Raw genomic sequence first — 20,120 nt, 5'->3', positions numbered from 1 at the left:
GGGGGAAGCACCACGGGGGAAAACGGGGGGGAGCACGGGGGAACGGGGGGAACGGGGGAGGGGGAACGGGGGAGCACAAAGGAAGCGGGACTGGAGGGCCGGGGGGTCCGTCCAGTCCCGCTTCTCGTGGTGCTTCTCCGTACTTCTCCGTACTTCTTCGGGTCCGCCGCCGTTCGCCGTTTACCGTCCGGCGCCGGTCCCCTGCCGGACGGCCCTCTGCCGGACGGCCCCCTGCCGGACCGTCAGACCGCCGTACGCGCGGGTGTGCCGGAGCGGCCCGCCGCCGCGGCGGCCAGCCGGCCCATCGCCTCGTCCCGGTCGCAGGCGTGCGCGCCCAGGGCCGTCTGCCGGGCGACGATCGACCGCTCCTCGCGCATCAGCCGCCAGCCCCGGCGCAGCAGGAACGGGAGCGACTTGCGGCCCTCGCGCAGATCGCGCAGGAAGCGGCGGCGGAACGTGGCGAGCGGACCGCGGCTCAGGCAGAGCGCGTCGGCCAGCACGCCCAGCTCCCGGCAGCGCGTCACGATCTCGGCCGCGAAGATGCCCTCCGCGACGAAGAGCGGGGTCCGCCCGATGTCGAGCCGCTCCTCGCCGGTGCGGGCGCTCAGCGCGATGTCGTAGACGGGGACGGCCGTACGGCCCGTGCGGCACAGGTCGGTGATCGCGGCGAGGGCCGCGTCCGCGTCCCACGAGCCGGGGTGGTCCCAGTCGATGTCCGCGCTGCCGGCGACGAGGGGGAGCGCCGGGTCGGCCGCTGCCTTGTAGAAGTCGTCGAGCCGGAGGACCGGGAGACCGGAACGGGCGGCGAGAAGGGACTTGCCGGAGCCGGAAGGGCCGCAGAGCAGCACGACTCGCGTCGGTATGGGCGGATGGGAGGTCACGGGAAACCAGTGTGCGGCATCCGCCGGCCGCTGTACGACCCCGCGGGTCGACTTTGGAGTGCGCGTCACACGTCAACTACGCTGCGCGTCGAACCGATTACACTGTGCGGTAGTCCCGTGGTACTCCGGAGCAAGAGGTGGCAGCAGCGATGGCCCGACACGCGTCCCCGAACCCGACCGCCCAACGTGCCCTGATCGCCCTCGCGACCGCCGGGGTGGCGCTGGGAGCAGGCGCGGCGACGGCCTCGGCCCAGGGCGGTGACACCCTCGCCGGGGTCGGGCACACCCGGCCCACCTCGCTGGGGAACATCGACCCGCAGGCCGGGCTGGAGGCGGTGACCGGCATGGTCGGCTACGTCACGGGACCCGTCGCGGGCCTCAAGCCCAACCCGCTGGCCGGCACCGGCGTCGACCCGCTCGACAACGGCGTCGGCACGAAGGTGGCCGACTTCCAGCCGCTGACGTCGACCGCGCTGACCGGGCCGGTGGCGCAGGCCCAGTCGATCGGTTCACTGCCGGTGGTGGGATCGCTGATGAGCGCCCTGAGCGGCTGACGCCCCAGCCGTAGCCCCAGCCGTAGACGAAGAGCCGCGCCTTCCCCGGACGGAGGGGGGCGCGGCTCTCCGCGCGTTCGGTACGGCTACGGCTCAGTACGACGAGCCGGACGCGCCCAGCGCGCCCGTCGGGTGCCAGACCGTCTTCGTCTCCAGGAAGGCCGTCATGCGGTCCGTCCCCGGGGTCGCCGACCAGTCGTCCACAGGCTGTGGACGAAGGACGCGCTTGAGGTTGTCGGCCGCGGCGATCTCCAGCTCCTTAGCCAGTTCCTCGCCGGCGCCCGCGAGGTCGATCGCGTTGACGTCCTGGTGGGCGGCGAGCGGGGCGGCGATCTCCGCCGTGCGGCCGGAGAGCAGGTTGACCACTCCGCCGGGCAGGTCGGAGGTGGCCAGCACCTCGCCGAGGGAGAGGGCCGGGAGCGGGGAGTTCTCGCTCGTGATCACGACCGCCGTGTTGCCGGTGGCGATCACCGGGGCGAGTACCGAGACCAGACCGAGGAAGGACGACTCCTGCGGGGCGAGGACGGCGACCACGCCGGTCGGCTCCGGGGAGGAGAGGTTGAGGAAGGGGCCCGCGACCGGGTTGCCGCCGCCCACCACCTGGGCGATCTTGTCGGTCCAGCCCGCGTACCAGACCCAGCGGTCGATCGCCGCGTCGACCCGCACGGCCGCCTTGGACCTGGACAGTCCCTCGGCGTCGGCGACCTCCTGCGCGAACTGGCCCTTGCGGCCCTCCAGCATCTCCGCGATCCGGTAGAGGACCTGGCCGCGGTTGTACGCCGTCGCCCCCGACCAGCCGCCGAACGCCTTGCGGGCGGCGACCACCGCGTCCCGGGCGTCCTTGCGGGAGGACAGCGGCGCGTTCGCCAGCCACTTGCCCTTAGCGTCGCTCACCTCGAACACCCGGCCGCTCTCGGAACGCGGGAACTTGCCCCCGACGTACAGCTTGTAGGTCTTGAAGACGGACAGTCGGGTCACTTCAGACATCGAGGTACGCCTCCAGGCCGTGGCGGCCGCCCTCGCGGCCGAAGCCCGACTCCTTGTACCCGCCGAACGGCGAGGCCGGGTCGAACTTGTTGAACGTGTTGGACCAGATCACGCCCGCGCGCAGCTTGTTCGCGACCGCCAGGATGCGCGAGCCCTTCTCCGTCCAGATGCCGGCGGAGAGGCCGTACGGGGTGTTGTTGGCCTTGGCGACGGCCTCGTCGGGGGTGCGGAAGGTGAGCACCGACAGCACCGGGCCGAAGATCTCGTCACGGGCCACGGTGTGGGCCTGGGTGACCCCGGTGAACAGCGTCGGCGGGAACCAGAAGCCCGAGGCGGGCAGTTCGCACGCCGGGGACCAGCGCGCGGCGCCCTCGGCCTCGCCCCGGTCGGCCAGCGCGGTGATCCGGGCGAGCTGCTCGGCGGAGTTGATGGCGCCGATGTCGGTGTTCTTGTCCAGCGGGTCGCCCAGGCGCAGGGTCGACAGGCGGGACTTGAGCGCGTCCAGCAGCTCGTCGTGCAGCGACTCCTGGACCAGCAGGCGCGAGCCCGCGCAGCAGACCTGACCCTGGTTGAAGAAGATGCCGCTGACGATGCCCTCGACGGCCTGGTCCACGGGGGCGTCGTCGAAGACGATGTTGGCGCCCTTGCCGCCCAGCTCCAGGGTGAGCTTCTTGCGGGTGCCCGCCACCGTGCGGGCGATCTCCTTGCCGACGGCCGTGGAACCGGTGAAGGCGACCTTGTTCACGTCGGGGTGGGCGACCAGCGCGGCGCCGGTGCGGCCGGCGCCGGTGACGATGTTGACCACGCCCCGCGGCAGCCCCGCCTGCCGGCAGACGTCCGCGAAGAAGAGCGCGGAGAGGGGGGTCGTCTCGGCGGGCTTGAGCACCACCGTGTTGCCGGTCGCCAGCGCCGGAGCGATCTTCCAGGCCAGCATCAGCAGGGGGAAGTTCCAGGGGATGACCTGGGCGGCGACGCCCAGCGGCCGCGGGTGCGCCCCGAACCCGGCGTGCTCCAGCTTGTCCGCCCAGCCCGCGTGGTAGAAGAAGTGCGCGGCGACCAGGGGCAGGTCCGCGTCGCGGGTCTCCTTGATGGGCTTGCCGTTGTCCAGGGTCTCCAGGACGGCCAGCTCGCGGGAGCGCTCCTGGATGATGCGGGCGATGCGGAAGAGGTACTTCGCGCGCTCCGCGCCGGGCAGCGCGGACCACCCCTCGAACGCCTTGCGGGCGGCCCGCACCGCGCGGTCGACGTCCTCCGCACCGGCCTCGGCGACCTCGGCGAGGACCTCCTCGGTGGCGGGGGAGACGGTCTTGAAGACCTTGCCGCCGGCCGCCTCGGCGAACTCGCCGTCGATGAACAGGCCGTAGGAAGGGGCGATGTCGACGACCGAGCGGGACTCGGGCGCCGGTGCGTACTCGAATACGGATGCCATGTCGATCAGTCCACCGTCACGTAGTCGGGGCCGGAGTAGCGGCCCGTGGCCAGCTTCTGGCGCTGCATCAGCAGGTCGTTCAGGAGTGAGGAGGCGCCGAAGCGGAACCAGTGGTTGTCCAGCCAGTCCCCGCCCGCGGTCTCGTTGACCAGGACCAGGAACTTGACCGCGTCCTTCGCGGTGCGGATGCCGCCGGCCGGCTTCACCCCGACCTGGACGCCGGTCTGCGCGCGGAAGTCGCGCACCGCCTGGAGCATCAGCAGGGTGTTGGCCGGGGTCGCGTTCACCGCGACCTTGCCGGTCGAGGTCTTGATGAAGTCGGCGCCCGCCAGCATGCCGAGCCAGCTCGCGCGGCGGATGTTGTCGTACGTCGACAGCTCGCCGGTCTCGAAGATGACCTTCAGCCGGGCCGCGTCGCCGCAGGTCTCGCGGACGGCGACGATCTCCTCGTACACCTTCAGATAGTGCCCGGCGAGAAACGCGCCGCGGTCGATGACCATGTCGACCTCGTCGGCGCCGGCCGCCACGGCCTCGCGCACGTCGGCCAGTTTCACGGCACGGGAGGCGCGGCCGGCCGGGAAGGCGGTGGCGACCGAGGCGACCTTGACGCCGGAACCGGCGACCGCTTCCCTGGCGGCGGGCACCATGTCCGGATAGACGCAGACCGCGGCCGCCGACGGGGTGGCGGGGTCGGTCGGGTCCGGGTGGACCGCCTTGGCGCCGAGCGCCCGGACCTTGCCCGGGGTGTCCGCGCCCTCCAGCGTCGTCAGGTCGACCATGGAGATGGCGAGGTCGAGGGCGTACGCCTTCGCGGTGGTCTTGATCGAACGGGTGCCGAGCGAGGCGGCGCGCGCCTCCAGACCGACCGTGTCCACGCCCGGCAGCCCGTGCAGGAAGCGGCGCAGTGTCGTGTCGGACGCGGTGACGTCCCCGAGGCCGTGCGCTTGCCTCGGGCCGGACGCGGAGGCGGCGGGTGCGGCGGATGCAGTGGTGGGCATGGTCACCAGGCGAGCATATCTACGCGCGTAGCGGCTGTACAGCCCTCGGTATTCGTCGCGGGCGCGGCGTATGTCCCGCTCTCCGTCGCTCTCCGCCGGGCGGCCCGCGCGCGTGCCGTGGCCGGGGGGTCGGGCACAATCGGCTGTATGACCACCCCGGAGCACCCGTCCCCGCCGCCGCCTGCGGCCCCCTCGGTCAAGGACCGTGTCTACCGCTCGCCCGCGGGCATCGCCGGCGGCGTGCTGCTGCTCGCCATCGTCTGCTGGCTCGGCATCGACGCCGTGGTGGCGGGCGAGGGCCGCACGCCGTGGCTCGCCCTCGCCGCGCTGCTGCTCGTGGTGCCGCCGGTGGTCGCCTTCACCCTGCGGCCGGCCGTGTTCGCGGGCGGGGACCGGCTGCGGGTCCGCAACCCGCTGCGGGTCGTCACGCTGCCCTGGGGCTCGATCGCCGCGCTGCGCTCCGGTTACTCCAACGAGGTCGTCACCGGGCCCGGCGCCAAGTACCAGCTCTGGGCGATCCCCGTCTCGCTGCGCGGCCGCAAGAAGGCGGCCCGGCGCGAGGCGCGGCGCGGCGTGGGGGACGGGCCGGGGCGGGGCCGCGGCGGGCTCGGCGGCGGGCGCTCGGGCAGTGCCCTCGGATTCGGGTTCGGCGGCGGCCGGGCCACCGCCGAGGCGGCGGACGAGCCGCTGCGGGCCGAGACCGACAAGGTGATGGACGAACTGCGCGGGCTGTGGGACGCGCGGCGGGAAGCGGAGACCGCGCAGGGCGAGCCCGGGGTGCGCTGGGCGTACGAGATCCTGGCGCCGGCGGCGGCCGGGGCGGTACTGCTGGCGGTGCTGCTCGCACTGGGGTGAGCCGCGGCCGGGCCGGTCCCGGGGAGCCCGCTGCTGTGCCTGGACGCCTCTGGTTCGGTGCCGGGCGTGGATGCCTCTGGTTCGGTGCCGGGCACGCCTCGGGGGCGGGTCCTGCCGTCCGGGCGCGGTGGCCCGGCGGCAGATCGCCACTGGGGGGATCTCACTCCGGTCGGGTGGCGGGCCGGACACCTGGGTTCGGCTGTCCGGTTCGGGTCCGCACCGGGTCCGCCCCGGCCGGCGGTCGGTTCAGAGGCCGGCTGCCGTCGCGAGGTCCCGCTTGAGTGCCGCCAGGCGCTGTGCCGCGTCGGCGCGGGCCGCGGGAAGGTCGGTGCGGGCGGCGACCGGGACGACGACCTCCAGGTAGCACTTGAGCTTCGGTTCCGTGCCGCTGGGGCGGACGATCACCCGGGCACCGTCGAGGGTGTAGCGCAGGCCGTCGGTCGGAGGGAGACCGGCGGTGCCCTGCGTCAGGTCCTCGGCCCGGGTGACCGGCAGGCCCGCGAGGGCGGCCGGCGGGTGCTCGCGCAGCCTGCGCATCGCGTCCGCGATCACCGAGAGGTCCTCGACGCGGGCCGAGAGCTGGTCGGTGGCGTGCAGACCGTGCTCGATCGCGAGGTCGTCCAGGAGGTCGAGGAGGGTGCGACCCTCCTCCTTGAGGACGGAGGCCAGCTCGGTGACGAGGAGCGCCGCGGTGATGCCGTCCTTGTCACGGACGCCGTCGGGGTCGACGCAGTAGCCGAGGGCCTCCTCGTAGCCGTAGCGCAGGCCCTCGGCGCGGGCGATCCACTTGAAGCCGGTGAGGGTCTCGGTGTGGGGCAGGCCCGCCCTCCCGGCGATGCGGCCGAGGAGGGACGAGGAGACGATCGACTCCGCGAACGTGCCGCGGGCCTCGCGGGCGACCAGGTGGGCGGCGAGCAGTGCGCCGACCTCGTCGCCGCGGAGCATGCGCCAGTCGGCGCCGTCCCGGACCGCCACGGCGAGGCGGTCCGCGTCGGGGTCGTTGGCGAGCACGAGGTCGGGGGCGGGGTCGCAGGCGCGGGCCTCGGCGAAGGCGAGGTCCATCGCACCGGGCTCCTCCGGGTTGGGGAAGGCGACGGTGGGGAAGTCCGGGTCGGGGTCGGCCTGTTCGGCGACGAGGACCGGCTCCGGGAAGCCGGCCCGCGCGAAGGCGGCGAGCAGGACGTCCTTTCCGACGCCGTGCATCGCGGTGTAGACGGTGCGGGCGGTGCGGGGGGAGCCGGGGGCGAGGACGGCGTCCGTACGGGTGAGGTAGGCGTCCAGGACCGTGTCGTCGAGGGTCTCCCAGCCGGTGGTGGGGCGGGGGACGTCGTGCAGGGACCGTACGGCGTCGATCTCGGCGGCGATGCCGGTGTCCGCGGGCGGGACGATCTGCGAACCGTCGCCGAGGTACACCTTGTAGCCGTTGTCGCGGGGCGGGTTGTGGCTGGCGGTGACCTCCACGCCCGCGACGGCGCCCAGGTGACGGACGGCGAAGGCGAGGACCGGGGTGGGCAGGGGGCGCGGGAGGACGGCGGCGCGCAGGCCGGCGCCGGTGACGACGGCGGCGGTGTCCGCGGCGAAGTCGGCGGACTTGTGGCGGGCGTCGTAGCCGATGACGACGAGGCCGGCCGCGCCGGTCCCGTGCGGGGTCCCCTGCTTCTTCAGGTACGCGGCGAGACCGGCGGCGGCGCGGATGACGACGGCGCGGTTCATGCGCAGGGGGCCGGCGCCGAGTTCACCGCGGAGGCCGGCGGTGCCGAACTGGAGGGTGCCGCGGAAGCGCGCGGCGAGTTCGGTGAGATCCCCGGTGTCGATGAGGCGGGCGAGTTCGGCGCGGGTGTCCGGGTCGGGGTCCTCGGCCAGCCATGCCTTCGCCCGTGCGGTGAGGTCGTCGTCGTGCACTTGGGTCAGCCTCTCGTGGTGGTGAGCGGTTCATGCCTGCGGCGGCCGGCGGCTGTTCGGGTCGGGTGCGGGCTCACACCCCGCACCCCCGTACCCGGACCCACCCCGGTCCGGTACGGGCTCCGCGCCTGCGTCGGTCAGATGCGGTCCAGTACCCGGGTCAGCAGGGAACCCATGCGGGTGGCGGAGTCGCGGCCCGCCTGGAGGACCTCCTCGTGGTTCAGGGGTTCGCCGGTCATGCCGGCGGCGAGGTTGGTGACCAGGGAGATGCCCAGCACCTCCGCGCCCGCCTCGCGCGCGGCGATCGCTTCCAGGACCGTCGACATGCCGACCAGGTCCGCGCCGATGACGCGGGCCATGCGGATCTCGGCCGGGGTCTCGTAGTGCGGGCCGGGGAACTGGGCGTAGACGCCCTCCTCCAGCGTGGCGTCGACCTCCTTGCACAGCGCGCGCAGGCGCGGGGAGTACAGGTCGGTGAGGTCGACGAAGTTCGCGCCGACGATGGGGGAGGTGGCGGTGAGGTTGATGTGGTCGCTGATCAGGACCGGCTGGCCGGGGCGCATGCCCTCGCGCAGGCCGCCGCAGCCGTTGGTCAGGACCACGGTCTTGGTGCCGGCGGCGACGGCGGTGCGGACGCCGTGGGCGACGGAGGCGACGCCGTGGCCCTCGTAGTAATGGGTGCGGCCCAGGAAGACCAGGGCGCGCCGGTCGCCGATGCGGTACGAGCGGACCCGGCCGCCGTGGCCCTCCACCGCCGGCTTCGGGAAGCCGGGCAGGTCGGTGACCTTGAACTCGGTCTCGGGAGCGCCGAGGGCGTCCACCGCCGGCGCCCAGCCGGAGCCCATCACGAGGGCGACGTCGTGGGTCTCGGCGCCCGTGAGCTGGCGCAGGCGGGCCGCGGCGGCGTCGGCGGCGGCCCGCGGATTCTGGGGGTGGGCGCCCTGGATGTCGTCCGGAAGAAGAGATGCGTTCACGCGGATGAGGGTAGCGGCTCCCGGCCTACGCGCGTAGATGATGACGGGGCGGGATCGGGATTGTTGCGTGGTCGTTTCGGACCGGCGCCGCTCAGCAGGGGCGTTTGCGCAGTTCCATGACGTAGTCGTGGGGGGCGCCCGCCGACTCCGCGGCGTCCGCCAGCTCGCCCAGGTAGCGGGCCGAGGGGAGGCCGCCCTCGTAGGCGTTCAGGACGTAGGTCCAGGCCCCCTCCTCGCCCTCCAGGGTGTGCGCCCGCATCCGGGTGCGGCGGTAGATGTCCAGGCCCGTACCCTCCCAGCGGTCGAGCGCGTCCTCGTCCATCGGGGCGATGTCGTAGAGCGCGACGAAGACCTGGGAGAGCGGGTCCTCGACCAGCGTCGCCAGGGCGCCCTCCCAGCCCAGGTGCTCGCCGCCGAAGGTCAGCCGCCATCCGTTCAGCCACCCGGTGGCGCGCAGCGGCGAGTGCGGGGCGCGGCGGGACATCAGCCGCGCGTCGAGGTTGCCGGCGTACGCGGCGTAGAGCGACATGGGGGAAGGGTACGGCAGGCGGCACGGGCGTCACTCGGGTAACAGGTGGGCCCCCGGGGCGGTCGCCGGCCGGGGCGTGCGGGACAATGGAGGACGTGACTCGGATCGTGATCATCGGTGGCGGACCCGGCGGATATGAAGCGGCGCTGGTCGCCGCACAGCTCGGCGCGGAGGTGACCGTCGTCGACTGCGACGGTCTGGGCGGGGCGTCGGTGCTGACCGACTGCGTGCCGTCGAAGACCCTCATCGCCACGGCCGAGGTGATGACCACCTTCGATTCCTCGTACGAGGAGCTGGGCATCATCGTCGCCGACGACACCCCCCACATCGAACAGGCCGCCCGGGTGGTGGGCGTGGACCTGGGCAAGGTCAACCGGCGGGTGAAGCGGCTGGCGCTGGCCCAGTCGCACGACATCACCGCCTCCGTGACGCGCGCCGGCGCCCGGGTCATGCGCGGGCGCGGGCGCCTGGAGGGCATGCAGGGCCTCGACGGGTCCCGGAAGGTCGTCGTGCGGGCCGCCGACGGGAGCGAGGAGACGCTCACGGCGGACGCCGTGCTCATCGCGACCGGCGGGCATCCGCGCGAGCTGCCCGACGCCCGGCCGGACGGGGAGCGCATCCTCAACTGGACCCAGGTGTACGACCTGGACGAGCTGCCCGAGGAACTGATCGTGGTCGGGTCGGGTGTCACCGGCGCCGAGTTCGCGGGCGCCTACCAGGCGCTCGGGTCGCGGGTGACGCTGGTGTCCTCGCGGGACCGCGTGCTGCCCGGTGAGGACCCGGACGCGGCGGCCGTGCTGGAGGACGTCTTCCGGCGGCGCGGGATGAACGTGATGGCGCGCTCGCGGGCCGAGTCCGCCAAGCGGGTCGGGGACCGGGTGGAGGTGACGCTCGCCGACGGGCGGGTGATCACCGGGTCGCACTGTCTGATGGCCGTCGGCGCCATCCCCAACACCGAGGGCATGGGGCTGGAGGAGGCCGGGGTCAGGCTCAAGGACTCCGGGCACATCAAGACCGACAAGGTCTCGCGCACCTCGTCCCCCGGCGTGTACGCCGCCGGTGACGTCACCGGCGTCTTCGCGCTGGCCTCGGTCGCCGCCATGCAGGGGCGGATCGCCATGTACCACTTCCTGGGCGACGCGGTCACCCCGCTGAACCTCAAGACCGTCTCCTCCAACGTCTTCACCGACCCCGAGATCGCCACCGTGGGGTACTCGCAGGCCGACGTCGACGCCGGGAAGATCGACGCCCGGGTGGTCAAGCTGCCGCTGCTGCGCAACCCGCGCGCCAAGATGCAGGGCATCCGGGACGGGTTCGTCAAGATCTTCTGCCGGCCCGGGACCGGGATCGTGGTGGGCGGGGTGGTCGTGGCGCCGCGCGCCTCGGAACTGATTCATCCCATCTCGATCGCCGTCGACAACAACCTGACGGTCGAACAGATCGCGAACGCCTTCACCGTCTACCCGTCGCTGTCGGGGTCGATCGCCGAGGTCGCGCGGCAACTGCACACGCGCAAGTCGGGGGCGGAGGGCTGACGTCCGCAGGGGTCCGTCGCTGGTCACGGGGGGTGGGGGAGTGCGCCGGTGGCGTGGGTGGGGTGGCTGAGGTGCCTATACCACTCGGTGGCCCGCGGTGCGAACAACTTCTGTTATTCGGCGCAAACTGCTGAAAGCAGACGGTCAGTCGCGTTACTGTCAGTTTCGTGTTCGCTGCAGAACGTCGCCAATTGATCCTCGAAATGGTGCGAGCCAACGGAGCCGTGTCGCTTCGTGAACTCGCCCGCGTCGTCCAGACCTCCGAAGTGACCGTACGGCGGGACGTGCGCGCACTGGAGGCAGAAGGACTCCTCGACCGCCGGCATGGCGGTGCGGTACTGCCGGGCGGTTTCACGCGGGAGTCCGGCTTTCCGCAGAAGTCTCATCTCGCGACCGCCGAGAAGACGGCCGTCGCCGACCTCGCCGCGGGCCTCGTCGAAGAGGGCGAGGCCATCGTGGTCGGGGCGGGGACGACCACGCAGGAGCTGGCCCGCCGGCTCGCGCGGGTCCCCGGCCTCACCGTCGTCACCAACTCGCTGCTGGTCGCCCAGGCGCTGGCCCATGCCAACCGGGTGGAAGTGGTGATGACCGGCGGGACCCTCCGGGGGTCCAACTACGCCCTGGTCGGCAGCGGTGCCGAGCAGTCCCTCCAGGGGCTGCGGGTGTCCAAGGCATTCCTGTCGGGCAGCGGACTGACCGCGGAGCGGGGGCTGTCCACCTCCAACATGCTGGCGGCCTCCGTCGACCGGGCGCTGGTACAGGCCGCCGCCGAGGTCGTCGTCCTCGCCGACCACACCAAACTCGGCGCGGACACCATGTTCCAGACCGTGCCGACAGACCTCATCACCCGGCTGGTCACGGACGAGCCCCCGGGCCACGACGACCGTGCGGCCACCGAACTCCAGGCCCTCGCCGACCAGGGCGTGCAGATCGCCGTGGCGGGTGGGCCGGGGGGAGCGCCGGGCCCGGGAAACGCCGGCGGTGAGGCCGGGCCGGGACGTCAGCAACGCCGGGACGTACCGGTCCCCGGACCGCGCCGTCAGGTGCCCGGCGCGGGCCCGGGACTCCGGGCCGCCGCGGCCCTCGGTGACCAGGGCGGCGGGGCGGAACAGCGGTCCCGGGTGGCCGACCTGCGGCGGCGCTGAGCCGCCGACCCCTTCACGGGCGCGGGCGCGGGTACGCGTACGGGCGCGGGTCGCGCGAGGGGTACGGCGGGTGCCGCGCGGGTACGGCGGGTGCCGCCGGCCGGACGACGGCAGGGCGCCCGGCGGTCCGCCGAAGCGGTCCACCGGGCGCCCGGGACGTCGTACCGGCGCGGGTGTCAGTCCTTGATCTCGCAGATCGGCGCGCCCGAGGTGAGGGACCCGCCGATCTCGGCGGTCAGGCCCTTGACCGTGCCCGACCGGTGGGCGTTGAGCGGCTGTTCCATCTTCATGGCCTCCAGGACGACGATCAGGTCGCCCTCCTTCACCTCCTGGCCCTCCTCCACCGCGACCTTCACGATCGTGCCCTGCATGGGCGAGGCGAGGGTGTCGCCGGAGGCGGCCGAGCCGGACTTCTTCGCCGCCCGGCGCTTGGGCTTGGCGCCCGCCGCGAGGCCGGTGCGGGCCAGGGACATGCCGAGCGAGGTCGGCAGTGAGACCTCAAGGCGCTTGCCGCCGACCTCGACGACGACCGTCTCGCGGCCGGACTCCTCGTCCGCGTCGGTGTCGGCCGGCGCCGCGAACGGCTTGATCTCGTTGACGAACTCCGTCTCGATCCAGCGGGTGTGGACCGTGAACGGGTCGGCGGAGCCGGTCAGTTCCGGCGCGAACGCCGGGTCCCGGACCACCGCGCGGTGGAACGGGATGGCGGTGGCCATGCCCTCGACGGTGAACTCGTCCAGCGCGCGGGCGGCCCGCTGAAGGGCCTCCTGGCGGGTGCGGCCGGTCACGATCAGCTTGGCGAGGAGGGAGTCCCAGGCCGGGCCGATGACGCTGCCGGACTCCACGCCCGCGTCCAGCCGGACACCGGGGCCCGACGGCGGGGCGAAGGTGGTGACGGTGCCGGGGGCCGGGAGGAAACCCCGGCCGGGGTCCTCGCCGTTGATCCGGAACTCGAAGGAGTGACCGCGCAGCACCGGGTCGCCGTAACCGAGTTCCTCGCCGTCGGCGATCCGGAACATCTCGCGCACCAGGTCGATGCCGGCGACCTCCTCGGTCACCGGGTGCTCCACCTGGAGACGGGTGTTGACCTCCAGGAAGGAGATCGTGCCGTCCATGCCGACCAGGAACTCGACCGTGCCGGCGCCGACGTAGCCGGCCTCCTTCAGGATCGCCTTGGAGGACGCGTACAGCTCCCGCCGCTGCGCGTCCGACAGGAAGGGGGCCGGGGCCTCCTCCACCAGTTTCTGGTGGCGGCGCTGCAGCGAGCAGTCGCGGGTGGAGACGACGACCACGTTGCCGTGGGTGTCGGCCAGACACTGGGTCTCCACGTGGCGGGGCTTGTCGAGGTAGCGCTCGACGAAGCACTCGCCGCGGCCGAAGGCCGCCACCGCCTCGCGGACGGCCGAGTCGTACAGCTCCGGGACCTCTTCGAGGGTGCGGGCCACCTTCAGGCCGCGCCCGCCGCCGCCGAACGCCGCCTTGATGGCGATCGGCAGGCCGTGCTCCTCGGCGAAGGCGACGACCTCGTCCGCGCCGGAGACCGGGTCGGGGGTGCCCGCGACCAGCGGGGCGCCCGCGCGCTGCGCGATGTGCCGGGCGGCGACCTTGTCGCCCAGGTCGCGGATGGCCTGCGGCGGCGGACCGATCCACACCAGATCCGCGTCCAGCACCGCCTGCGCGAACTCGGCGTTCTCCGACAGGAATCCATAGCCGGGGTGGACGGCGTCCGCCCCCGACTCGCGGGCCGCGTTCAGGACCTTGTCGATGTCCAGATAACTGGTGGCCGGGGTGTCACCGCCCAGGGCGAACGCCTCATCCGCGGCGCGGACATGCAGAGCGTCCCGGTCCGGGTCGGCGTAGACGGCCACGCTCGCGATCCCGGCATCCCGGCAGGCCCGGGCCACGCGGACAGCGATTTCGCCACGGTTGGCGATGAGCACCTTGCGCACGATTGAGGCTCCCTCCTTGAAACAAGCCGAGTTTAGGGACTGCCGACACGACACTTCGACCCGTCCCCAATGGTGACCTTGCCCACACGGAGCGTGATACGAGGCCCGCTCGACCGCAAAAGTCCATGTCGCACCGCGGTACGCAGTACTCCTCCCGGAAACCCTAGCCCCCGGATGTGGTCAAGGTCTCTGTGAGAGCGTGCTGCGCCCCACTCCGTTTCTTTGTGGAGTCCCTACGAATGGCCCAACGAATCTTTGCCCTCCGCAGAGCCCTTGTCCGCAGGTTTACTCGTTAGTAGCGTTCGCGATGCCTCGAACGTACTCGGGGTAACCGAAGTCTTGCTCGACAGTGCGCGAAAGTGGGTGGGGGCCGGTGGTGCGCAGGCCGGTGGCATGGGTGGTGACGGTGCTGCTCCTCGCCGAGGCGCTGGGCGTCGCGGCGCTCAACTGGTTCCTCGGGATCGTCGTCGACCGGCAGCGGATGTCGCTGGCCGGTCTCGACCCGGACGCGGTGTCCGTCTCCTCGAAGGTCGGCGCCGTCGTCTTCGGTCTCTACTTCGCGCTGTGCGCCCTGGTCGCGCTGCTGGTGGCGGTGCGCGACCGGCCGCCCTCCGTGCTCGGCCGGGTCCTGCTGATCAGCGCGGCCGTGGTGCACGGCGTGCTCGGCGCGGTGAGCTGGGGGCTGGTCGGCCCCCTCGCCTTCCTGTTCATGATCCTCGTCCTCGGGCTCATCGTGCTGCTGCTGGTGACCTACGAGACCCCGAGGGGGCCGGTGGCCGGGGAACCCGCGGGCGGCCCGGATGGCGGGCACGGCGCCGGTACTCCGGTCAGTCCGCCGCCGGCGCCCACAACTCCGTGATGCCCACGCCCAGTTCGGCGAGGAGGCGGCGTACGAGGGGCAGGCTGATGCCGATCACATTGCCGTGGTCGCCCTCGATGCCGTCGAGGAACGGGGCCGAGCGGCCGTCCAGGGTGAACGCACCGGCGACGTGGAGCGGCTCACCGGAGGCGACGTAGGCGGCGACCTCCTCGTCGGTCGGCCGGCCGAAGCGGACGACCGTGGCGGCGGTCGCCGAGACATGGCGGCCGGAGGCGGTGTCCCAGACGCAGTGGCCGGTCTGGAGCGTGCCGGCCCGGCCGCGCATCGCCTTCCAGCGCGCGGTGGCCTCCTCGGCGTCGGCGGGCTTGCCCAGGGCCCGGCCGTCGAGGTCCAGCACCGAGTCGCAGCCGATCACCAGGGCGCCGCCGGCCTCGGGGCGGGCGGCCACCACGGACGCCTTGGCCTCGGCGAGCGCGAGGGCCAGCGCCGCGGGCGTGGGGGCGGTGACGGCGTCCTCGTCGACGCCGCTCACGATGACCTCGGGGGCGAGACCGGCCTGCCGGAGCAGGCCAAGCCGGGCGGGGGACTGGGAGGCGAGGACGAGGCGGCGGCGGGGCGTGGCAGTCATGCGGCCAGGTTAGCCACGGGGGCGCCGCCGGCTCGCCGCAGGGCGGCTCACCGCCGGCTGTTGCCTCCCGGCCGTCTCATCTCACGCCGATGACGAACATGGTCACGATCATGGCCAGGGCCACGAGCAGGCCCAGCCGCCGCAGCATCCGCTGGGTGTCGCGCAGTTCCTTCGGGGGCTCGTTCTCGGGGTCGGACCACAACATGCCACCAGCGTGCCCGGTGCGCGAGGGAGGGCGCCTGAGTAGGAGTACTCAAATCGGCGCCCCGGATTCCGCTACCGTGCGCCCGCGCGGCGGGAGCCCGGTGACGGCCGGCCCCGCAGGCCGGCTGCCGCTCAGCCCGGCCAGAAGGTGCGGGTCCAGGACGTCGGACCCGGGTGGGGCAGGCGGGCGGACGCGATGCGGGCGGGGTCGGCCCACGCGTCCCTGGGGTCCTCCGCGCCGGACGACGGCTCGGCCGCCGTCGCCGCGGCGCGGGCTCGGACCACCGCCAGGGCGGCGGCCAGCTCCTCCGGGGTCGGGTTGCCCCGTACGACCTTGATCACAGCGGCTCCTTCGCCAGGCTCACAGGTGTCATCACAGGTGTCAGCGGGTCAGAGAGGGATGTTGCCGTGCTTCTTCGGCGGGAGGGACTCCCGCTTGGTGCGTAGCTGACGCAGGCCGCGCACGAGGTGGGCGCGGGTGTCGGAGGGCAGGATCACCGCGTCGAGGTAACCGCGCTCGGCCGCCGTGTAGGGGTTGAGGAGGGCGTCCTCGTACTCCCGCATCAGGCGGGCGCGGGTCGCCGCTCCCTCCCCCTCCCCGGCGGAGTCCGCGTCGGCGATGGTGCGGCGGTGCAGGATGTTGACCGCGCCCTGGGCGCCCATGACGGCGATCTGGGCGGTGGGCCAGGCGAGGTTCAGGTCGGCGCCCAGGTGCTTGGAGCCCATGACGTCGTACGCGCCGCCGAACGCCTTGCGGGTGATGACCGTGATCAGGGGGACGGTGGCCTCGGCGTAGGCGTAGATCAGCTTGGCGCCGCGGCGGATGATGCCGTCGTGCTCCTGGTCGACGCCGGGCAGGAAGCCGGGGACGTCCACGAAGGTGATCACCGGGACGTTGAAGGCGTCGCAGGTCCGCACGAAGCGGGCCGCCTTCTCCGAGGCGGTGATGTCCAGACAGCCCGCGAACTGCATCGGCTGGTTGGCGACGACGCCGACCGGGCGGCCCTCCACGCGGCCGAAGCCGGTCAGGATGTTCGGCGCGAACAGCGCCTGCGTCTCGAAGAACTCGGCGTCGTCCAGGACGTGCTCGATCACCGTGTGCATGTCGTAGGGCTGGTTCGCCGAGTCCGGGACGAGGACGTCCAGCTCGCGGTCCTCGTCGGTGACGGTGAGGTCCGCCTCCTCCGGGAAGGCCGGGGCCTCGGAGAGGTTGTTGGACGGCAGGTACGACAGCAACTGCTTGACGTACTCGATGGCGTCCTTCTCGTCGCCCGCCATGTGGTGCGCCACGCCCGAGGTGGAGTTGTGGGTACGGGCGCCGCCCAGCTCCTCGAAGCCGACGTCCTCGCCGGTGACCGTCTTGATGACGTCCGGCCCGGTGATGAACATGTGCGAGGTCTGGTCGACCATCACCGTGAAGTCGGTGATCGCGGGGGAGTAGACCGCGCCGCCCGCGCACGGGCCGACCACCAGGCTGATCTGCGGGATGACGCCGGAGGCGTGGGTGTTGCGGCGGAAGATCTCGCCGTACGCGCCGAGCGAGGCCACGCCCTCCTGGATCCGGGCGCCGCCGGAGTCGTTGATGCCGATGACCGGGCAGCCGGTCTTCAGCGCGAAGTCCATCACCTTGACGATCTTCTGGCCGTAGACCTCGCCGAGCGCCCCGCCGAAGACGGTGAAGTCCTGGGAGAAGACGGCGACCGGGCGGCCGTCGACCGTGCCGTAGCCGGTGACCACGCCGTCTCCGTAGGGCCGGTTGTCCGCCAGGCCGAAGTTGGTGGAGCGGTGCCGGGCGAACTCGTCCAGTTCGACGAAGGAGCCCTCGTCGAGCAGCAGGCCGACGCGTTCACGGGCCGTCAGCTTGCCCTTGGCGTGCTGCTTCTCGACGGCCCGCTGCGAACCGGCGTGCGTCGCCTCCTCGATACGGCGTCGCAGATCCGCGAGCTTGCCCGCGGTCGTGTGGGTGTCGGGCTGCTGCTCTTCCGGCTCGGACATCGGGATGCGGCTCCCTGCCTGCTCAAAAGGGGGGACGGTTACTCAGCCGTAGCGTAGTGGGGTGCCTACCGATCGGCAGTGCGGCGTTTCCCACACCTAGGGTGGCTTGCATGACGCCGCGAGATGACTCCGACGGGAACGGCAGCCGATGGTCCGACCTGGACCGGCCGCCGCTCAACACCGCCGCGCTGCGGCGCGGGCTGCTGCGGGAGGGCGGGCTGTGGCGGCGGGTGGACGTGGTGCGGAGCACCGGCTCCACCAACTCCGACCTGGTGGCGCGGGCCGTCGCCGGGGAAGCCGGTGAGGGGGCCGTCCTCATCGCCGAGGAGCAGACCGCGGCCCGGGGCCGCCTCGACCGGCGGTGGACCGCACCGGCCCGCTCCGGTCTCTTCTTCTCCGTCCTGCTCCGGCCCGCCGAGGTGCCGGTGGCCCGCTGGGGCTGGCTGCCGCTGCTGACCGGCGTCGCGGTGGCGACCGGGCTGTCGCGCACCGCCGGTGTCGACACCGCTCTGAAGTGGCCGAACGACGTACTCGTCACCGTCGGCGGCGAGGAGCGCAAGGCCGGCGGCATCCTCGCCGAGCGGGCGGGCGAGGACGGCGTGGTGATCGGCGTCGGCGTCAACGTCACCCTGCGCGAGCACGAGCTGCCCGTCCCGCGGGCCGGCTCCCTGGCCCTGGCCGGCGCGGCCGGCACCGACCGCGACCCGCTGCTGCGCGGCGTGCTGCGCTCCCTTGAGGAGTGGTACGGGCGCTGGCGCGCGGCCGGGGGCGACCCCGGTCCCTCCGGGGTGCAGGAGGCGTACGCGGCCGGCTGCGCCACCCTCGGCCGCACGGTACGGGCGGAGCTGCCGGGCGGGCGGTCCCTCGTGGGCGAGGCGGTGGCCCTGGACGGGGACGGGCGGCTGGTGCTGGCCACGGCCGACGGGGTGCAGGAGCCGGTGGGCGCGGGGGACATCGTCCACCTGCGGCCCGCGTGAGGGAACCGGCCCGTGTGCGGGAACCGGCCCGTGTGCGGGAACCGGCCCGCGTGCGGGAACCGGCCCGCGTGCGGGAGGAGGCGGCCGGGGTGCCGGGGCCGCGGGGATGCGGCTCGCGGGAGTGAGCTGGCCCACAGTTAACGTAAAGTTGGGGCCGGTCGATACCTGGTCGCGGCAGATCGGAAGGGCAGCAGGCGTGAGCGTCGACGACACGGGCTCCGGCGCGGACGGGGACGGCCGGGTGCACCCCGAGCCCGCCCCCGATGCCGCCGATCCCGGCGAGGACCCGCTCGCGCTCCGCCTCGAAGGGCTGATCCTGGGCGCCGAGCGGCGTTACACCCCCTTCCAGGCAGCCCGCAGCGCCGGTGTCTCCATGGAGCTGGCCTCCCGTTTCTGGCGGGCGATGGGCTTCGCCGACATCGGCCAGGCCCGGGCGCTCACCGAGGCCGACGTACTGGCCCTGCGGCGCCTCGCCGGTCTGGTGGAGGCGGGGCTGCTCAGCGAGGCCATGGCGGTGCAGGTGGCGCGGTCCACCGGGCAGACCACCGCCCGGTTGGCCGAGTGGCAGATCGACTCCTTCCTGGAAGGGCTGACCGAGCCCCCGGAACCCGGCATGACCCGTACCGAGGTCACGTATCCGCTGATCGAACTGCTCCTGCCCGAGCTGGAGGAGTTCCTGATCTACGTCTGGCGGCGCCAGCTCGCCGCCGCGACCGGCCGGGTGGTGCAGGCCGGTGACGACGAGGAGATGGTCGACCGGCGGCTCGCCGTCGGCTTCGCCGACCTGGTCGGCTTCACCCGGCTCACCCGCCGGATGGAGGAGGAGGAACTCGGCGAACTGGTCGAGGCGTTCGAGACCACCGCCGCCGACCTCATCGCGGCCCGCGGCGGCCGCCTGGTCAAGACGCTCGGCGACGAGGTCCTCTTCGCCGCCGACGACGCGGGCACCGCGGCCGAGATCGCCCTCCGGCTGATCGAGACGATGGCGAACGACGAGACGATGCCGGAGCTGCGGGTCGGCATGGCCTTCGGCACGGTGACCACCCGGATGGGCGATGTCTTCGGCACCACCGTCAACCTGGCCTCCCGGCTCACCTCGATAGCTCCCCGCGACGCCGTCCTGGTCGACACCGCCTTCGCCGAGGAGCTGATCCGCACCCGCGACGCCCCCGCCTCCGAGGCGGAGGCCGTGGAGGAGGCGGCGGCCGCCGAGAAGGAGGGCGAGGAGCCGCCGGCGTACCGCTTCGGGCTCCAGCCGATGTGGCAGCGGCCGGTCCGCGGACTCGGTGTGGTCGAGCCGTGGCTGATGACGCGGCGCGGCGAGGAGCCGTAGGGCCGTCCACGCCCACCCACGCCCACCCACGCCCTTTTCCGTCCGCGGCTTCCCTCCGCGGCTTCCGTTCCCGGCTTCCGTTCCCGGCTCCAGTCCGCGGCTTCCGTCCCGGCTTCAGTCCCGGCCGCCGCCGGGCAGGTCAAGGCAGAGGTCGATCAGCGGCAGGCACAGGCCGGAGCTTCGGCGGGCGGCGGGGGCCGGTCCGGCCGGGGACGGCCGGGTGGTGCTCGGCGCGGGAGCTGGTGCGGAGGCGCCGGTGTGCGGCGGGCGGGTGGCGGCGGAGGAACTCGCCGCGACGGGTGGCCCCCCGGGCCGGTGCGGCGCGCCGACGGCCCCGTCGGGCCGGGCGGTGGCGTCCGAGGCGCCCGGGTGCGGCGCGGGCCGCGGGCCCCGGGCGCTCGCGGCCGGGTTCGGGGACCCGGCGG

The 20,120-nt window shown here is 73.3% G+C and carries 19 protein-coding genes and 1 pseudogene; 7 read left to right on the top strand and 13 right to left on the bottom strand.

All coding sequences use genetic code 11. The annotated features are described in order from the left end of the window. Positions 1-242 precede the first annotated feature (242 nt). The gene (locus tag ABEB00_RS19395) at positions 243-881 is read right to left on the bottom strand and encodes a uridine kinase (protein WP_345621115.1); all 639 of its coding nucleotides are present in this window, start codon (positions 879-881) and stop codon (positions 243-245) included. A 149-nt stretch (positions 882-1,030) separates the two neighbouring features. Between ABEB00_RS19395 and ABEB00_RS19390 the strand changes: the two genes are divergently transcribed. Further along, the gene (locus ABEB00_RS19390; protein WP_345621114.1) at positions 1,031-1,435 is read left to right on the top strand and encodes a hypothetical protein; all 405 of its coding nucleotides are present in this window, start codon (positions 1,031-1,033) and stop codon (positions 1,433-1,435) included. Between the two features lie 93 nt (positions 1,436-1,528). Here ABEB00_RS19390 and ABEB00_RS19385 read toward each other — a convergent pair whose 3' ends face one another. Genes ABEB00_RS19385 through deoC form a run of 3 tightly spaced genes read right to left on the bottom strand, consistent with a single transcriptional unit; the run spans position 1,529 to position 4,849 of the window. Continuing rightward, positions 1,529-2,422, bottom strand: a complete 894-nt coding sequence (locus ABEB00_RS19385; protein WP_345621113.1) for an aldehyde dehydrogenase family protein — start codon at positions 2,420-2,422, stop codon at positions 1,529-1,531. Then, entirely contained in the window at positions 2,415-3,851 is a 1,437-nt protein-coding gene (locus tag ABEB00_RS19380) for an aldehyde dehydrogenase family protein (protein ID WP_345621112.1), read from the bottom strand. Before ABEB00_RS19380 ends, ABEB00_RS19385 begins: the two co-directional genes overlap by 8 nt. A 5-nt stretch (positions 3,852-3,856) precedes the next feature. Continuing rightward, positions 3,857-4,849 (bottom strand): deoxyribose-phosphate aldolase, encoded by a 993-nt coding sequence (gene deoC / locus ABEB00_RS19375; RefSeq protein WP_345621178.1) that lies wholly within the window; start codon positions 4,847-4,849, stop codon positions 3,857-3,859. A gap of 147 nt (positions 4,850-4,996) precedes the next feature. On the opposite strand from deoC, the gene ABEB00_RS19370 reads away from it, so the two are divergent. Next, entirely contained in the window at positions 4,997-5,704 is a 708-nt protein-coding gene (locus ABEB00_RS19370) for a PH domain-containing protein (RefSeq protein WP_345621111.1), read from the top strand. A gap of 246 nt (positions 5,705-5,950) precedes the next feature. On the opposite strand, the gene ABEB00_RS19365 is transcribed toward ABEB00_RS19370, so the two are convergent. The 3 genes from ABEB00_RS19365 to ABEB00_RS19355 all read right to left on the bottom strand — a co-directional run bounded on the left by ABEB00_RS19365 (position 5,951) and on the right by ABEB00_RS19355 (position 9,109). Beyond that, entirely contained in the window at positions 5,951-7,615 is a 1,665-nt protein-coding gene (locus tag ABEB00_RS19365) for a phospho-sugar mutase (protein ID WP_425586529.1), read from the bottom strand. A gap of 128 nt (positions 7,616-7,743) precedes the next feature. Next, on the bottom strand, positions 7,744-8,580 hold the full coding sequence (locus tag ABEB00_RS19360) for a purine-nucleoside phosphorylase (protein WP_345621109.1): 837 nt from the start codon (positions 8,578-8,580) through the stop codon (positions 7,744-7,746). Positions 8,581-8,671: 91 nt separating this feature from the next. Further along, positions 8,672-9,109, bottom strand: a complete 438-nt coding sequence (locus ABEB00_RS19355) for a gamma-glutamylcyclotransferase family protein (RefSeq protein WP_345621108.1) — start codon at positions 9,107-9,109, stop codon at positions 8,672-8,674. An 86-nt stretch (positions 9,110-9,195) separates the two neighbouring features. On the opposite strand from ABEB00_RS19355, the gene ABEB00_RS19350 reads away from it, so the two are divergent. Together ABEB00_RS19350 and ABEB00_RS19345 are read left to right on the top strand one after the other, a co-directional pair. Then, positions 9,196-10,644 carry an NAD(P)H-quinone dehydrogenase gene (locus tag ABEB00_RS19350; protein ID WP_345621106.1) on the top strand — a complete coding sequence of 483 codons (1,449 nt, stop codon included), beginning with the start codon at positions 9,196-9,198 and terminating at the stop codon, positions 10,642-10,644. A gap of 167 nt (positions 10,645-10,811) precedes the next feature. After that, positions 10,812-11,789: a DeoR/GlpR family DNA-binding transcription regulator gene (locus ABEB00_RS19345; RefSeq protein ID WP_345621104.1), complete on the top strand. Its 978-nt coding sequence runs from the start codon at positions 10,812-10,814 to the stop codon at positions 11,787-11,789. A gap of 176 nt (positions 11,790-11,965) precedes the next feature. On the opposite strand, the gene ABEB00_RS19340 is transcribed toward ABEB00_RS19345, so the two are convergent. Continuing rightward, positions 11,966-13,738 carry an acetyl/propionyl/methylcrotonyl-CoA carboxylase subunit alpha gene (locus ABEB00_RS19340; RefSeq protein ID WP_345621103.1) on the bottom strand — a complete coding sequence of 591 codons (1,773 nt, stop codon included), beginning with the start codon at positions 13,736-13,738 and terminating at the stop codon, positions 11,966-11,968. 373 nt (positions 13,739-14,111) lie between these two features. On the opposite strand from ABEB00_RS19340, the gene ABEB00_RS19335 reads away from it, so the two are divergent. Continuing rightward, on the top strand, positions 14,112-14,597 hold the full coding sequence (locus tag ABEB00_RS19335) for a hypothetical protein (protein WP_345621102.1): 486 nt from the start codon (positions 14,112-14,114) through the stop codon (positions 14,595-14,597). Here the strand turns inward: ABEB00_RS19335 and ABEB00_RS19330 are convergent. The 4 genes from ABEB00_RS19330 to ABEB00_RS19315 form a co-directional block, all read right to left on the bottom strand. After that, positions 14,566-15,186 (bottom strand): Maf family protein, encoded by a 621-nt coding sequence (locus tag ABEB00_RS19330; protein WP_345621101.1) that lies wholly within the window; start codon positions 15,184-15,186, stop codon positions 14,566-14,568. The two genes, ABEB00_RS19335 and ABEB00_RS19330, sit on opposite strands and share 32 nt — an antisense overlap. Positions 15,187-15,262: 76 nt before the next feature. After that, positions 15,263-15,391 carry a morphogenic membrane protein MmpB gene (mmpB, locus tag ABEB00_RS19325; RefSeq protein ID WP_345621099.1) on the bottom strand — a complete coding sequence of 43 codons (129 nt, stop codon included), beginning with the start codon at positions 15,389-15,391 and terminating at the stop codon, positions 15,263-15,265. Between the two features lie 131 nt (positions 15,392-15,522). Further along, entirely contained in the window at positions 15,523-15,732 is a 210-nt protein-coding gene (locus tag ABEB00_RS19320) for an acyl-CoA carboxylase epsilon subunit (protein WP_345621098.1), read from the bottom strand. A 48-nt stretch (positions 15,733-15,780) separates the two neighbouring features. Continuing rightward, a complete protein-coding gene (locus ABEB00_RS19315; protein ID WP_345621096.1) occupies positions 15,781-17,385 on the bottom strand; it encodes an acyl-CoA carboxylase subunit beta in 1,605 nt (534 codons plus the stop codon). Positions 17,386-17,495: 110 nt separating this feature from the next. Here ABEB00_RS19315 and ABEB00_RS19310 point away from each other — a divergent pair, with 110 nt between their 5' ends. Together ABEB00_RS19310 and ABEB00_RS19305 are read left to right on the top strand one after the other, a co-directional pair. Continuing rightward, positions 17,496-18,362, top strand: coding sequence for a biotin--[acetyl-CoA-carboxylase] ligase (locus ABEB00_RS19310; protein WP_345621094.1), 867 nt, complete (start codon positions 17,496-17,498; stop codon positions 18,360-18,362). A gap of 196 nt (positions 18,363-18,558) precedes the next feature. Then, entirely contained in the window at positions 18,559-19,695 is a 1,137-nt protein-coding gene (locus ABEB00_RS19305) for an adenylate/guanylate cyclase domain-containing protein (RefSeq protein WP_345621093.1), read from the top strand. Between the two features lie 114 nt (positions 19,696-19,809). On the opposite strand, the pseudogene ABEB00_RS19300 reads toward ABEB00_RS19305, so the two are convergent. Further along, positions 19,810-20,120, bottom strand: a pseudogene (locus tag ABEB00_RS19300) (hypothetical protein); the annotation flags it as partial.

This window comes from Streptomyces ziwulingensis (genome assembly GCF_039542605.1).
Taxonomy (GTDB): domain Bacteria; phylum Actinomycetota; class Actinomycetes; order Streptomycetales; family Streptomycetaceae; genus Streptomyces; species Streptomyces ziwulingensis.
The sequence above is the reverse complement of the archived record's forward strand: the minus strand, read 5'-3'. Positions and strand labels throughout refer to the sequence as shown.